Here is a 16,234-nt window from a genome sequence, read left to right on the forward strand (position 1 = left end):
ATGGCCGAAAAGTAAATTGTTAATATCTCCTCGTTTAGGATTTAATTGGGATATAAAAGGTGACCGTTCTATTGTTTTGACTGGAGGTACAGGCTTGTTTACAGGGTTATTACCATTTGTATGGTTCACTAACCAACCGACAAATGCAGGTCAGATGCAAAATATGGTTGAATTTGAGACTTCGGAATTACCGGCAAACTTTGCTTTTAATCCAAATTATAAAGAAACTCTTACCCAAAATCCGGATATGTTTCCATCAACTCCGGGAAATGAGGTCCCCGGTGCTATAGCTTATGTGGATCCGAATTTTAAAATGCCTCAAGTTTGGCGTAGTAATGTAAATGCAGAGTTTCAGTTACCTTATGGATTTATGCTTTCTGTTGGTGCTATGTATACACGTGATATATATAATGTTGTTCAGAAGAATATGAACGAAAAGGCCCCTTCTGGAACCTATAATGAACAACCGGGACGTGTATATTGGACTAAGAATAATTACTATGACAATCCTAAGACGAAAACCGTTATACAGTTGACTAATGGGGATGAAAAAGGTTATCAATATTCTTTTAATGCAGTATTAACGAAGAAATTTGATTTTGGCTTTACAGGTTCATTTGGGTACACTTATACAATGGCTAAAGATATGACGGCAAATCCAGGTTCATCGGCGGCTTCAGTATGGCAGAATAATGTTGCAGTTAATTCATTGAATGATCCGGGTGTCTCTTATTCTTTATTTTCTACCCCGCATCGTTTGATAGCTAATGCTTCTTATGAAGTTGCTTATGCGAATATGAAAACGACTGTTTCTTTGTTCTATACAGGTTACCAACAAGGACGTTTTTCTTATACCTATTCTAATGATATGAACGGTGACGGAAACTATTCCGATTTGATGTATGTGCCTGCTTCTAAAGAAGAAATGACATTTGTGGATATTAAAGATAAACAAAATAATGTGACTTATTCGGCGGTAGACCAACAAGAAGATTTTTGGAACTATGTAAATAATGACTCTTATTTGAATGATCACAAGGGGCAGTATGTAGAACGTGCTTCTTCTTTAGAACCGTGGATTCACCGTTTTGACATGAAGATAGCACAGGATTTTTATGCTAAGATTGGTAGCCGTAAGTACGGTATTCAAGTAAGTCTTGATATGTTGAATATTGGTAACTTATTAAATTCGAAGTGGGGGGCTTATCGCTCTTGCGGTTTGCAGAGTTATGATAATGTAAGGTTGTTAAAAACAGCAAGTAAGGTAGGAGAACCTCTTACTTATCAGATGAATGCATCTTCTCGCGAGGTGTTCCAGAAAAATTCTAAATGGGATTATACTGCTTCTACAGGTAGTGCATGGCAGATGCAGTTAGGCGTTAAGTTTACATTCTAGAATATTTATATAAAAAGATGCTTCGTTCAATAAACGGAGCATCTTTTTTATTTCATCCTCATCACCACCGGATTATGGTCGCTATAATTAAGATCCGGCGAGAAGTAATCCGTGCTATTCAGTTCCGGTGAATGGAGAATATAGTCGATTCTCAACAGATGCTTGAAGTACTTGAAAGTATACATATACCCATGTCCGCTCGTTTGAAAGCCATCCTGCAACTTATCACCTTTTATAGTGTGATAAACATACGAAGACGGCAGAGAGTTAAAGTCACCGCAGACTAGAGTTGGATAGGGGGAGGCGGCTATCAGTTGCTTGAGAAGATCAGCTTGTACGGCCCGTTTCCGGAAATTCTCATGTAAGCCGTCGATAAGTCCCAGGGTAGCATGTTCCACTCTTTGGGAATCATCCGTACGAAGTCCCTTTTCCAGTTTGCGCTTGTTCTGGCTTACTTCCGTTGTTTGGAGATGATTGTTGAACAGGCGGATGGTGCGACCATTGATTTCAATATCACATGCAAGACTGCAATTTTTCGAATCAGGATAGATGATAAGATGCTCCTCCTTGATAGGATAACGGCTGAAAACAGCCAGTTGCAACAGATTTTTCCCTTCGGGCGAAGAAGGAATATAATGATACGGCCAATTAGAAAGAGCTGCGGATATACTATCGATGCCAAACTCATCGTTTATGCCAAATTCTTGAAAACAGAGAATATCTGCTTGCAGGTTTCTCATGTAAGAAGCAATCTCCTTGCATGAGTAGCCGGTATGCTCGTGGTTAAAGGCATCGACGTTGTAAGTAGCAACCGTCAACACCCCCGGAGTATATACATTCATTTTAACCATCGGTGACGAAGCCGGACTGAAAAAAGGCGATTGTAATACACAGCTCATATACCCCCAATTGCTGAATATAGCAATCAGAGGGATGAAAACCCAGCACCGCCAACGAATCGTCCAGTAGATAGCAGAAGCAAGATTAGCCAATAAAAGTATCGGCAGTATCAAACCGATGAAAGGCATAAATTTGAAACTATCCGGTGCGGCATTGCCTACGAAAGCACCCGCAATGGTAACTCCTGCCAAAATACTGGTCAGCACGATGGATATGTAATAAAACAGTCTGTAAAAGGCTTTCATTTAATCTAAATTATTTGCTGGTTATATCATGAGGGATTAAGCTCTCTACGAAGGAAGCAACCATTTATGAATCATTGCTTTCAACTTATCATCCGCTATTGGTTTAGCTATAAAATCATTGCATCCCGCTTCTTCAGCCGCTTTCCGGTCCTGTTCGTATGCAAAGGCACTTTGAGCAATAATAGGAACAGTGGCAGACAGTTCACGGATGATTTTTGTAGCTTCCAGTCCGTCCAGATTCGGCATCTTGATATCCATCAAGATAAGATCCGGTTTCACTTCATCGAACATCGTGACAGCTTCCATTCCGTCATGCGCACGTATAAGCCGGTGATCTTTACCTAAAATAGCCTCCAATAAGTCGAAGTTACTGTCCGTATCTTCGGCAACCAAAATACAGGCATGCCGTGTATTTGCAGAACTGTCAACACTCGAATCTGCAGTTTTTCCGGCAGATGCTATTCCAGCAATGTTCCCTTCACCATTCTCTTTCTTTGAAGAATCCACATTTGCAGGATTTGCAATCGTGTATGGTAAAGTAAATGTAAACGTCGTCCCCTTGCCAAATTCGGAGTTGACGGAAATCTTTCCACCGAGCCGTTCAACAATAGACTTACAGATAGATAACCCCAATCCTGTACCCTGCGCATGATTGTTCAGCTTTGCGAAACGCTCGAACACACGCCCCACTTTCTCCGGTTCAATTCCTGTTCCGGTATCCGTTACGTGGAATACAATCTGATTGTCCGCCAGTTTGTAACCATAACTGATGCTTCCTTCCTTCGTAAACTTGACAGCATTTCCAATCAGATTTGAAATCACCTGGAATACCCGGTTCTTGTCCGTTTCAATCATCAGACTTTCGTCCGAGGATTCATAGACAAGGCTTACTCCCTGCGGAGTACGGAATATATGAGCATCGTGCACTTCCCGGCAGAGATTATGGAGACTAGCCGGTCCGAAGGAAAACTCGATGGTTCCCGATTCAATCTTCGAGAGGTCGAGAATCTCGTTGATAAGTTGCAGGAGACGTTCGTTGTTCGCGTTTACGATGTTATAATACGTCTTCCGTTCTTCCGCATCGTCGCTTTCGGCAATGAGATGCGAGAAACCTACGATAGCATTCAGCGGCGTACGTATTTCATGACTCATATTGGCGAGGAAGGCCGACTTCAGGCTATCAGACATTTCCGCTTTCTCTTTCGACGATTGAAGTTCCCGTTTTATCATTTCCAGCTCCGTGATGTCCCATTCGATGCTGACGATGATAGGCGAAGACAATTCGTCACCGTCCACCCGGATTTTCCGTTTGTCGAGGATAATCATGTTTCCGTTTCTGTCCTTTCCTTCAGCAGTCCAGTGCAGACCTTTTCCGGTGGTGGCCACCTGGATATCTTCTTGTCTCTTCTTTTCGGCTACGATAGGCGGGTAGAAATCGAAGTCATTCTTGCCGACAGGGTCGTTCTTATAAAGATCGCGGTTGTAGGCCTCCCGATTCCGGTAAATGTATCGGAAGTCGTTGTTGATTTCCTTCACTACAATCCCGGCAGGGAGATTGTTGATGGTTGTATCCATGATTTGGTTGAGCCGTTTGATTTGGGCTTCGTACCGAATCCTCTCGGAAATATCATGGGCAAACGACCAGTAACTTTCTTCTCCGGAATCATTGGTCACGTTGTACATCGTGCCTTCATAAGCCAATATACCTTTATTGATTTTAGATGGGTGATGAGCCACAAAGTTACTGCTGCCACCGTGTATGACATCTTTGCAACGTTCGTTCCAAGCCTCTTGTGTAGGCATATCTGCGGCGACATTGTAAATCTTTAATTGACTGATGTCTTCGTTTTCTGAAATACCATGATTGTACAGGAAACGACGGTTGGCAAAGATAATCGTGCCATCGGGCTTGGCGGCAAAGATACTTTCTTTGGCGTTGTTGATGGCATGAGTCAGTGTATTGATGTCATTTCTACGATGCTGTATGTCCGTGATGTTCTGGATATAGCCTTCGATATTGAAACTACCGTCGGAGCGTTGTTCACGCAGATAAGTCTGGATACGCATATAGAAGATTTCTCCGTTCAGGCGGACACGGTAGCTGATGCTTTCCATGTTGAGTTCTTTTTCGTTCACCCGACACCATTCCATAAAACTCTGACGGTCTTCTTCTACAATCAGTTCCACATATTTCTCAATGGCAAGGTTTTGCACATTTTCCTCGCACAAAACACCGGTATATCCAAGATAATGAAAAATATTCTGTTTCGTATTGTACGTCCATTGTCCTATCTGGGCTACCTTTTGGATAGCCCGCAGGGTGAGATTTGCCTGTTCCAACTGTCTTTTTACGTTGCTTCTTTGCGTGATGTCGCGATATTGGCAAAGCACCATACCGTCATAAGGGAACATGAGGCATTTGAAGTAAAAAGTTTCGCCTTTCAGCACCAACTTGAAGTTCTTGCTGATGCTTCTTTGTTCTTCGAGTACAATCTGGAAGATGGGCATCACCCTCTCTCTCGTATATTCTGGTAAAAGCTCAAATATATTTTTTCCTAAAAGTATATCCTCTTGCAGAAACCATAGATCACAATGAGGCTCAATGTCTACGCAGACTCCGTGCCTGTCAACCAATAGCATTGTATCTGCCGTCAGTTTCAATATTCTTTGTGCGTTATTCGCATCATGTAATATTCTGTTCATGTCTGTTTTTTATTAGATGATAGAGACTAATGTCTTATAGTAAGGATAACAAAAGATAATAGCATTTGTTTTACTTTTCAGCGCGTTTCGCCTTTTCCCAGGCTCCGCTTCCTTTTTTCTTTTTCAGATAACGGATGCCTTTCAGCACATTGACATTCATAAATAAGAAATAGTAGGGGATAAAAAGCAACTTGTTTTTTATCTGTTTGGTGGATAGATAATATCCCCAATATCCCAATCCGTAAAAAAGAACCTGCATGGCAAGCAGCACTCCGTAGAATATCGCGGAACCGCCTAACAGCAGAATCGCAATATTCAGCGGGAAGAGAGCAAACAACAGGAACGGAGTAATAGACCATCGCAATACCCGGTGAGACGTATATTGAAAGCTAAGTGTCCCGTAGCGGAAAGGATTCAGCAACGGACGAAGTCGCCAGATGGACTGCAATCCTCCCGCAGCGATGCGCACTTTCCGCTTTTCTTCTTCGCGCATATCTGCCGAACCGCTTTCGATGGCGTAAGCATTGGTGCAATAAGCAATGGTATAACCTTTCATGGTGATCCGGAGCGAAAGAATAAAATCATCGAGCAACGTATCCGGTTCCATTGCTTCGAATAGTTCACGACGCACGGCAAATAGTTCGCCTGCTGCTCCTACAGCAGAGTAGAGGCGGGCGTCAAGTGCTTTCAGTGTTGATTCGTATTTCCAGTAAATACCTTCCCCACCGGCAGCGGCTCCGTCTTTGGTCTGTACGGCGATCCGTTTTTCGCCGGCCACGCAGCCCACTTTCGGGTCTTGGAAAGCAAGTACGATTTCCTGTATTGCTTCCCGGTTTACCATAGTGTTAGCATCCGTAAAGACGACGAGCGGAGTGTCCACCAGCGTCATTCCACGTGTCATTGCGGCTGTCTTACCCTGTCGTAGGGGTTGGAAGTGTATGGTCGCTTTTCCCTGCCAACGGGTTTTCAGTCGTTCGTTCGTACCGTCGTTGCTTCCGTCTGTCACCCATACGATATGCAGTTTGTCCGCAGGGTAGTCCAGTTCAAGACTGTTCTCCATCTTTTCGTCTATAACATCTTCTTCATTGAATGCTGTAATGAAGAGAGTCACTTCCGGCAAACCAGCGTCCGATGCCGGCAACGAACGCTTCACAGGCTTCACGAAAAGTTCTTTCAACTTGACGAGAACGTAAAGCACAATTCCGTAGCCCAGATATGTGTAGAACACAATGAACAAGGCAAACCAGAAAATTATTTCAAGACAAAGAGTGATGATTTCGTTCATAGCTGTATTTATTTAGATATTTTCTTTCCTTTAAAATAATCACTATCTAATATAATATCAGAAATTTTTTCTCTATATATTATTCGTTTTTTTTCTCTTTCGGTGTTCAAAATGGAATCAGGGCAAAGTAAGCTATTTCCTACTCCTCTCCATTCAGAATGAATACCCCCCAAATCAAGAAGGGTTGGAAATAAATCAGCTTGCGTGATAACATAATCGCTTGTTTTGTCGATCTTTTGTGGAGAGTTTACAATATACAATGGGATTTGAAAAGAAACATTATCTTCTTCTTTGGATTTAAGCCAGTCATTTGAAATGGAATGGTCACTGGCTATTATAATTAGAGAATTGTGGTAAAGATGATTTTCTTTTAAGAAATTCAAATACTTACCTAAGTATTTATCCATATAATGCACATTAGATAGATAATTTTTTAATTCTTCTGAATATGTGTCAGGGAATGGAATGAGGTAGTCTTCAACTGCTTTGGTATATGGAGAATGCGTTGATGATGTGAGGATAAGTGAGAAAAAAGGTTGTTTGCTATTTTTGTCTATGCTTGCTGCATATTCAAAAAGAAGCTTATCATTTAACCAATTTTCTTTATAATTACTCAATGTATATTCCTTTCGTGAATAGAGTTTATCAAACCCATATTGGATACATACTCCATCTTGTCTCCATGTTTTAGATGAAGTAGGAATAACCATTCTACATTCGATTCCAGGTTTTTGTTTCTTTAAAAGTTTGGGCAAGGACACGAAAGTATTATTAAAATAATCGTAAATGGTAACACCTTTTGTTTTGGGTATAAGTCCGTTGAGGTATGTGAATTGTCCGTCGCTCGATTCGCCTAATTGTATCAGAGAAGTCATGTTATTATTGTAGTATGCTCCTTTTTCTACTAATTTGTTGAGGGTAGGAGTAATTTCTATTCCATTTATTTTTAGATCTGTAGGGAACGAAAGAAGGGATTCTACTATAATGAGAATAATATTTTCTTTTGGTGGATATTCAATACTATATTTTGATTCGTAAAAGAATGGTTCCAGTTTTGCCACTTCCTCTGGGTTACAGTCTTGTTTGTTGTTTGATGCACATTGTATAATGGTCCCATAAATTATTCCGAATTTGAATATACTTTCTGTTGGACTATTTTTAAAAGGGTGAACATACTTGTAGTTTAATGATGACCAATGTATTGTTGCTGTAGCTATTAATCCTCCTAATAAAATAAATGCAATTCCTAATATGTAAAGGGAAAAGATTCTTCGTGTCTTTCTTCTTATTTCAGAATAAGCTCTATGAAATTGTTTATAAGATAAGATACTTGCAAGAGTTGTTATTAGTATTGTAATGTCAGAGAACCTAATAGTTGCAAATACGTTAGCTGATAGTCCGTCAAGATTGTTGAATTCTCCATATAATATTGGAGGCATATATGTGTAGAAGAATCTACTATAAGATACATTTACAATTACCAGTATTGTAATGATAGTATATGGAATGAAAAATAAATAAGTCTTTTTTCCAATTAGATAAAGTGGAATAAAGAATAATAGGCATATATCGATAAAAGCATGAATGATATTCTCCAGATATGAGAATGGAGTAAGAGAATATTTATCAATAAGAATTGAGTAGTGCATGTATTGTAAATTAATATAGCATAGTAATATTAACGACAAGGGGAATGTAAATTGTTTGATTAATAATTTTATATTCATATTTCTATCTCACTATTTTGTCTGCAAATACTTTTAAATACGCTTAAGGTGCCGCCAATCATAATTATATTGTTTGTTTTCAACTATGCTATTGAAATAATTCCTTTAGCGACTGTTTTTTATTCCTCAAATATACAATTGGAAATTTGCAGAAAGATATAAAATTTCCCTCTGCAGAAGTAGCATGTAATGTACTTATTGAATTTCCTTCCATTAGTCCTATAGCAGTTTTTTTCTCAAAAGCACTAAAATATAGCTTATATTTTTCATTGTCCTTAATAAGTGAACTTCGATATAAGCCATAGGAATAAAAAGAACCCAGCATTGGAGCTTTGGATAATATATATTTTTTGTTGTTAAATGATAAGCCGTCGGAACTGGAGTATAATACTAGGTTATTAGTATCATAATCATATATAACTAGATAATATATTTTGTCTATATATGCTAAATCAATATGCCAAGGGGTAACAGAATTGTCAGGTAGATGACATGTTTCTTTTTTGCTCCACTTTTTCCCATCTGTAGAAAAACTTCTACAGATTTCTCTTGGCTTTTCTATACTGTTCACATACCACATTACATATCCATTAGTACCTTTATGTATCGCAGGGCTTATAACCATATTACCTGTTTCATTTTTTATGATAGAGGTATCTTGTAGATTTATCATCACCTCTCGGGGAGACCAGTCTTTTCCATTGAGAGTATATTTGCGTAATATATAAGTAGCATTATTTTTTTGATGGCTGATGCGGTACCAGCACTCTAAAGTATCTTTATAAAAGACTAAATGTGGGTCTGAAAAATAATCTTTATTTATAATATTGTTTTCGTCTAAATCATCTATTGGATTTTGAGAGTCCTCAAAATCGTTCCAATGTATTCCGTCTTTAGATACATGCACACATGGATTTTCCCATCGTTCTCTATATGGAGGCAATCCTTTCCAATCACCATCCTCACCTAAGGGATATGGAGTTTCCGCCATCCAGTATTTATATCCATTCCATCCTTCCGGAATGTATATTACTGATGGGTGATAGGGTTGGTTACTACCTTCCGGAGTCTTGATAATTAATGGAGCCTGATTATACTTTTGAAATTGATTATACTGGTATATATAGTCAACTAATATTACACAAATAACAACTAGAATAATTTTTCTTATTATTTTCATTTGCTTATTTGATTAAATTATTGTCTTTATCTTTATATTTTTTCTTTCTGGTGAATAATCCTCCAATACCTTTTAATCCTTTGATAAAACGCACTTTGAAGCTTTTAAACAGTCCTCCATCTGCTCCTACTGTTCCATATCCGGTTATAACCCGTGCTTTTGAAGAATGGATAAAGACGAGTTTTCCGTAAGGTTTCATCGCTAAAGCCAGTGAGCCGTCTTCACCACGAATGATATCTGTGCGGAATCCTAACTGCTTGCCTAATTCTGTTTTGAATGCGAATGTCATGCCGCGTACACAAAGTTCCGGACGCTGTATGGCTTGAATGCGCAGGTAAAAGTCTCTTAATGATTCATACCACCATAATCCCCATTTAGAGTGTTGCTCATCAGGAATAAAGCTCCAAAGGCTGAACGTGCAGACTACGTTTGGTTGCATTAGTTTTTTTACATGTGTCTTGATGTAATTGTTCGGGTACATGGTATCGGTGTCAATACAGATATGGTATGTTCCTTTTGCTTGGTTTAATCCGCATTGGCGGGCATGTCCCGGTCCTTTCTTAAGCTCATTGAAATAAGTGACTCCCAACTGTTGGAGCACACTTTCAGTTCGATCGGAAGAATTGTTGTTGACAGCCAGAATTTCAATCGGAAAGTCACAGATGTTGTCACAAAGCGACCATAAGCAACTTAGCAAACGCTTTTCTTCATTATAGCAGATGAGAATGACAGATGCTAAGGGTTGTTTGTTTTCCGATAATTTCTGCAATTTAGTTTTTACGAAATCTACTGCTTCCTTTGGTGCTGAATCGAAAGGTTGTTCGTAAACTTGCAGATATTTAGTATACCATTTCATAAATCTTTATTTTTTTCAATGATACTTTCAAACAATGTTTTCCATTGTTCTGCGATTGGTTCGATCCTGAAACGTTCTATATCCATTCGAGCTTGCCGTCCCATTTCTCGTCGTACATTTTCGTTTTCTATCAGATAGCAGATTTTCTCTGCTAATCCCTCTATATTACCGTTTTCTACTAATAGTCCGTTTATTCCGTCGCTGATGATATCACGCGGTCCGCAGGGGCATGTAAATGAGACGGGAGGTACTCCACATGCCATTGCTTCTATAATAACCATGCCAAATCCCTCATAACGCGAAGAAAGGACGAAGATAGAACTTTTACAGTACTTATCGACAATATCCGGTGTGCTATGCTCCAGAATACAACTGGGGCTAATTCCTAGTTCGTAGATTTGGTTCTGAAGTTGTTCCCGCATACCATCACCATAGATACGGAGAATCCAGTCCGGGTGTTTTTTATTGACAATGCTCCAAGCAGATATTAAACGGTCAAATCCTTTTTGAGGGACATATCTGCCTACGGCAATGACCTGTTTGGGGGTGTTATCCGATTGTTGTTCCGGCAAAAACGGGAGTGGATTGTAGATTACGGTTACATTATTGAGCTCTGTCCATTCGGCAGCATCTTCATGGCTAAGGACGACAAAACTTTTGAGTTGTCGCACCTGCCTGATGAGTTGCCACATCCAGTATTGCTTGACGGCACGCTGAATGATACCAGGAAGACAGTTGTCGCTGAATTCCCGGTAATTGGACTTGTTGAAGTGGATTTCTCCAAGCTTAATGCTTTTGTCTTTCATCTTATTGATGAAGTTTATATCACGTCGTAAGAGAGAGATGGTAATGTCCGGTTCAATCTCATTGAGGCATGTCTCCAGCCTTTTTTTAAACAATTTCTGTTTGCTCCAATATCGGTGAATTCGTTTCGGTAAGGAAAGGCCATACAATTCGTCATAGTTGATGTCGAGCTGATGGGTGGTGATGGATGGATACAATTTATAGTAAGGTTCTTTTCCTTTTCCATCGGTCAATATGATGTGTATGTCATACCCTAAATGTTCTGCAAAATAGTTTGCTTTTAGTGTAAGTACACGTTCCATTCCACTAGGATAATAGAGCGAGGGGATGCAATAGGCTATTTTTACTTTTTTATTCATCGGATTACTTTTCAAGTATTGTATGCTGTGGTCTGATGTCCAATTCATCGATGACTTTTTTCATTTGCGCTGTCCAGGACAATGGACGGATAGATTCTCTAATATTCTGCGGAGTCATAGTCAGAGACTTTTGAAAGCTGATTAACTGTTGAATATTAATAGGTGATTCATCTGGTGGTGCTTTCCAAATGTAAGGCATCTTATCAAAATCTTCGTCGATTTCTGAATAAGTAAATGCCAATCCTCGTGCAGCATATTCGCGATTTTTTAAAGTTTTGATATGTGTGATACCACTGCGGTGTCGGCCTAAACTACCGATAGCAAAATCTGCCTGCTCAAACATGGCGTCAAGTTGCTGATCATGCTGTGGTCCATGGAGGATAACATAAGATTCTAGTTTATTATCACGAATGACGGGAAGGATTTCTTGCTTTTCACGTTCGCCGGATAATGGTCCCACGATATGAAAATAAACTTTGTAGTCAGGATTCGTACAATAATATTCAGCTAATCCACGGATAAGTCGATCGAATCCATGCCAATAGTGTACTTCAGCTACTCCTATTAAATGTAGCTCATGTGTCGTGTCATTCATTTGTTTCTTCATAGGAATGGCATCAAAATCAATTCCGTTAGATATGCGGATTGTTCGTTCGCCAAAGATATTTTTAGCGTTTGAAAAGGTGACTATTCCATTAAGGAAAGAGGCCAGGCGATGACGAAAACAACGATCTGTGAGCCTTTTGAATTTCATAGGCCATGTGATGTACTCTTGATCGTAAGGAAAAGTCGGTATCTCCATGACCACTTTTGCTCCTTTTTTCTTCATACGTTTCACCATATTTATGGTGAAAGGGTTTGCATTATGATATGAACGGATGTAGACAAAATGTATATTTTCGCGAAGTACGTAGTTTGCTATGCAGTTTAGGCCCAACCGTTTCCGAATTTTCGCAAACACTCCTTGTCCCAATTCAGCAATCACTGCATTGTCTGCCATCCAGCGGCGTTCACCGGAAGGGCTTATGTCATAATAACATAAACGAACATCTAACCCACATTCTTTGAGGGCTTTTACCTGATAGTGTATTTTTTTGCTAATTCCGTTGGCTTTGTCGAAGCCGTGGAATATAAGGAATAAGGCTTTCATTGGTTGCTCAAATCTCTATATATTGTTTATTCTGTTCTTTTTATTATCTCTTACACAGGATGCTTCGCACTTTGCCGATAATGTCATACTCATGCGTCATTTGTATATAAATGCCAAAGATAATAAAACTAACGATACTTTTGGCTATAATTGTCACAAAAATATTCATCCCTTCCAGTGCATACTGCATGGGAATGAGGGCTAATGCTATCAAAATGCTAATGATGAACGGAGAAATAAGCTGACGAATGAATGGCCACGCACTTCGACGGAAGGTTATCCGGTACATTTGCCAGTAACATTGTATAAAGTTGATGGAGAACGTCACCACAATGCAACTAGCCACTGCTGTCAGCGTTCCGAAATAGAAGATTCCGAGCAGTATGCCTGTCACGTTGAGCACAGACGAGAACACTCCGCATACAAATAAGCTCCGTGTATCGCCTGCCGCCTGAAAGATGGAACCGGACGAGGAGAGTATGATCTGAATTCCTACGGACAGGGAGAGTAGCCGAAAAACGGGTACGGAGGGCAGCCATTGGACTCCAAAAATAATCAACGTTACTTCCTCTGCTGTAAAGAAGAGCAGCACGCTAAGAGGCAATCCGATGAAAGCGAGGAATCGGAGAATACGTTCATAAGAGGTGGCTAGTTTTGCTTTGTCATTTTGGAAATCACTGAAGATGGGGTGCATTACAGGAGTGATGACCTGGGTGATGTTTTGCAAGGGAAGCATCATCAGGCGATAGGATTTTTCGTAATATCCGAGGTCGGACATACTCATGTATTTGCCAATCAGTAATTTGTCCAGATTGCGGCTGAAGTAGTTGATGACGTTGAATAGAAACTGGTAGGCGGAATAGGAGAATATCTTCCGGAGCGCCGTCAGCCCCAGCGTGAAACGCAGTCGTTGCGGATAGCGCTGGTAGGAGATGACGAATATGAGTATGCTGGATATTATTGGGTTGATAATCAGTGCATATAATCCTGCTCCGCAGAGGGCGGCAGTCACGGCTGCCGCACCTGCGGAAATCTGGATAACGAAACTACGGATAGCGATGAATTTGAATTCCTTGTTCCGATAGAATAGTGCTCCCGGCACGATGGTGGCGGAGGCAAAGAATAGATTAACGGACAGCAGTTGACACAGTGTCCGCAGGATTTCGCTTTCGTAATAGTCGGCAATCATCCATGAAGCTGCAAAAAACAAGATGCTGATTCCGATGCCGGTCCATACGGTAAACGAGAAAATAGTTGATAGTTCATCTTTTGTCAGTGATTTGTGCTGTATGATAGCGGGAGATATTCCCATATCGGTGAGGAGGCTGAAAAAAGCGATGATTACGGTGGCAACGGCTACGATTCCGAAGTCGTCCGGAGATAGGAGGCGGGCCAGTATTCCTGCTATTACAAGAGAAATGACAATGCCGCTGTATTTGGCCAGTGCGGTATAGAACACTCCTGAAAAGAGTTGATTTTTAATGTTGCTAGCCATTGTCGACCGTTTTTTTATGGTTTATAAATAGGAATTTGAAAAGTAATGCCCCTATCGTTTTTGTCGATACATACTTTTTATATTTTTGCAGGCACAACCGTGCGAGTTTGATCCGCTCCGGTAATTTTAGTGAATGTGCTTGCCACATGGCAGCGTCAAGCATTTGAGATAAATATAAATCAATAATTTCTTTATTTTTATCTTCGGTAGTCTGTCTTCTAAAGCTAAGAATCTCTTCTGTGACGACAAGATATCCTTTTATGTTCCGCATTGCGAATTTACTCGTCATTGTAGAATCTTTTCTCATACGACGATGAAAAAAAGTTCGTTTAATGCAAGCTGCTTTCGTGCTTTGTAGATAAAGCAAGGTAGTAAACAGTTGGTCTTCGTGTACGATTTCGGGATAAAATGATAGATTATGTTTTTCTATCACGTTTCTATGAATAAAGTGCAGGCAAACGGAAGGAGTATATTCTTTATTCTGTAATTGAATTTCAAGTGCTTCCTGGCCGGTATAGATTTTGTCTTCTAATTTCTCTGTATGTTTGTAATTCAGTGTTGGAGCATTTTCAACGTTGTTTTCAAAGAAAACTAAAGCATCAAAAAATACAAAATCAAGTTTTTCTTCTTTGCATTTATGATAACACAATTCCAAAGCATCTTCTTCCAGCAGATCGTCGCTATCCATAAAATAGATATATTCTCCGTGTGCGTGTGAGATCCCTCTGTTACGCGCAATTGATTGTCCCTGATTCGCTTGTGTATATATTTGTATACGTTTGTCAGTGTCACCCAGTTTTTCTACTATACTTAAACTTTTGTCTGTTGATCCGTCATCTACAACTATTATTTCCAGTTCTTTCAAGCTTTGATACATCACGCTTTCTACTGCTTGACGAACATATTTTTCAGTGTTATAGACAGGAATGACGACACTGACTTTTATTTCATTATATTTCATGCATTTCGTATTCTGATAAATTATTGATACTGGCAGCAGCATTACAATCTGCTGTTCAAATCTCTATATACTTCGGCATATTGTTTGCCCACTTTATCTATACTCATGTTTTCTAGTGCATAGGTATAGTTCATTTCTCCTTTTCCCCAAGTAGATAACTGCCAGGCCATTTTCAGTGCCCGTATGATATCGGCTTTATGATTCGGATTGAAAGTCGGATTGCCTGTGTTTTTTAATAGTTCGCCTATATTGCCGGTATTTGGTCCTACGACTATCTTGTGGAAAAGAAAAGCAAGAGGAATATTTACGGAGTTTAGTGCATTTCTTTCTTGGATGAATATCACGTCAGAGGCAGACATATAATAAGGGAGGTCGCACTCGTCTATCGGTTCGTCGTTGGCTCCCGCTTGTAGTCTGAACATACGGTTTAACAACGGCATGAGGACATAGTAGCCAATTCGGGAAGCCCATCGTTTGAGGATATTTCTGCCATAGTTATTGCGCCTTGAAAAGGGGCATAAGCGAGGGGCTATCAGTAGTTTCCGTTCTTTGTCCCAGTCGCGGAACGCTCCGAGCAGCATACGTCTTTCTTCCCGGTTGCGGAATTTCCCGAAGGCGGTGACGACGAATGCTTCTTGTGGCAGGTTCAGATATTGGCGCGCGCGCTCTATGCTGATATCTTCTTTGTAGGTGTATTGGTAGATGTGGTACGGGATGATGACGTTCCTGCTGTCGGGATATTTTTGTATGAATTCTGTCTGGCTGTAATGTCCCATGTGCACTACGGTGTCACTCTCCGATTCGATTATGTCGTAGACCCGGCTGATGATATCATTTGCATAGTGGGGGTGAATGTTGTGCCGTGTGTATATGAAATGAGTTCCTCGCGAGCGGAAAAAATCAATGCGTTCTTTCAGGCGGCGGATGACGTCGGGGTCTTTGCATGTCCATCCCACCAGTTCTTCCGGCCATTGGAAATGGATGATGTCATAAGTCGTATCCGATTCCCAGAATTCTTTTTGGGAGTATCTTACATTGATTCCAGCCATTCTGATAGCATCGCATAAGATAGGAACAAATAGATTGTCGGTTTCTCCGTTTTCTCTGAAAACGATCAGTGCTTTTATTGATGGGCTGTCTGTTTCGCTATCACTCATTTTTTAAGTTTTAAAG

11 protein-coding genes and 1 pseudogene are annotated in these 16,234 nt (G+C 40.1%); 1 reads left to right on the top strand and 11 read right to left on the bottom strand.

Annotation, left to right across the window (positions count from 1 at the left end; all coding sequences use genetic code 11):
• A pseudogene (locus KFO40_RS02930) lies at window positions 1–1,396 on the top strand (cell envelope biogenesis protein OmpA); the annotation flags it as partial.
• A gap of 47 nt (window positions 1,397–1,443) precedes the next feature.
• Here KFO40_RS02930 and KFO40_RS02935 read toward each other — a convergent pair.
• The 11 genes from KFO40_RS02935 to KFO40_RS02985 all read right to left on the bottom strand — a co-directional run bounded on the left by KFO40_RS02935 (window position 1,444) and on the right by KFO40_RS02985 (window position 16,218).
• Entirely contained in the window at window positions 1,444–2,541 is a 1,098-nt protein-coding gene (locus KFO40_RS02935; protein ID WP_008017354.1) for an endonuclease/exonuclease/phosphatase family protein, read from the bottom strand.
• 45 nt (window positions 2,542–2,586) lie between these two features.
• Window positions 2,587–5,244: an ATP-binding protein gene (locus KFO40_RS02940; RefSeq protein WP_008770968.1), complete on the bottom strand. Its 2,658-nt coding sequence runs from the start codon at window positions 5,242–5,244 to the stop codon at window positions 2,587–2,589.
• A gap of 70 nt (window positions 5,245–5,314) precedes the next feature.
• The gene (locus KFO40_RS02945; protein ID WP_008770969.1) at window positions 5,315–6,529 is read right to left on the bottom strand and encodes a glycosyltransferase family 2 protein; all 1,215 of its coding nucleotides are present in this window, start codon (window positions 6,527–6,529) and stop codon (window positions 5,315–5,317) included.
• A gap of 8 nt (window positions 6,530–6,537) precedes the next feature.
• On the bottom strand, window positions 6,538–8,178 hold the full coding sequence (locus KFO40_RS02950) for an LTA synthase family protein (RefSeq protein WP_015531241.1): 1,641 nt from the start codon (window positions 8,176–8,178) through the stop codon (window positions 6,538–6,540).
• A gap of 166 nt (window positions 8,179–8,344) precedes the next feature.
• Window positions 8,345–9,436: a hypothetical protein gene (locus KFO40_RS02955; RefSeq protein ID WP_004315926.1), complete on the bottom strand. Its 1,092-nt coding sequence runs from the start codon at window positions 9,434–9,436 to the stop codon at window positions 8,345–8,347.
• Between the two features lie 4 nt (window positions 9,437–9,440).
• Window positions 9,441–10,292 (bottom strand): glycosyltransferase family 2 protein, encoded by an 852-nt coding sequence (locus KFO40_RS02960; protein WP_004315925.1) that lies wholly within the window; start codon window positions 10,290–10,292, stop codon window positions 9,441–9,443.
• Window positions 10,289–11,455: a glycosyltransferase family 4 protein gene (locus KFO40_RS02965; RefSeq protein WP_008770970.1), complete on the bottom strand. Its 1,167-nt coding sequence runs from the start codon at window positions 11,453–11,455 to the stop codon at window positions 10,289–10,291. Before KFO40_RS02965 ends, KFO40_RS02960 begins: the two co-directional genes overlap by 4 nt.
• 4 nt (window positions 11,456–11,459) lie before the next feature.
• Window positions 11,460–12,605 (bottom strand): hypothetical protein, encoded by a 1,146-nt coding sequence (locus KFO40_RS02970; protein WP_004315923.1) that lies wholly within the window; start codon window positions 12,603–12,605, stop codon window positions 11,460–11,462.
• Window positions 12,606–12,648: 43 nt separating this feature from the next.
• Entirely contained in the window at window positions 12,649–14,100 is a 1,452-nt protein-coding gene (locus KFO40_RS02975; protein ID WP_004315922.1) for a lipopolysaccharide biosynthesis protein, read from the bottom strand.
• Window positions 14,093–15,061 (bottom strand): glycosyltransferase family 2 protein, encoded by a 969-nt coding sequence (locus tag KFO40_RS02980; RefSeq protein WP_004315921.1) that lies wholly within the window; start codon window positions 15,059–15,061, stop codon window positions 14,093–14,095. The genes KFO40_RS02975 and KFO40_RS02980 overlap by 8 nt, the downstream gene beginning before the upstream one ends.
• Window positions 15,062–15,102: 41 nt before the next feature.
• The gene (locus tag KFO40_RS02985) at window positions 15,103–16,218 is read right to left on the bottom strand and encodes a hypothetical protein (protein ID WP_004315920.1); all 1,116 of its coding nucleotides are present in this window, start codon (window positions 16,216–16,218) and stop codon (window positions 15,103–15,105) included.
• Window positions 16,219–16,234 lie beyond the last annotated feature (16 nt).

It is taken from the genome of Bacteroides sp. 1001302B_160321_D4 (genome assembly GCF_015667765.1).
Classification (GTDB): domain Bacteria; phylum Bacteroidota; class Bacteroidia; order Bacteroidales; family Bacteroidaceae; genus Bacteroides; species Bacteroides xylanisolvens.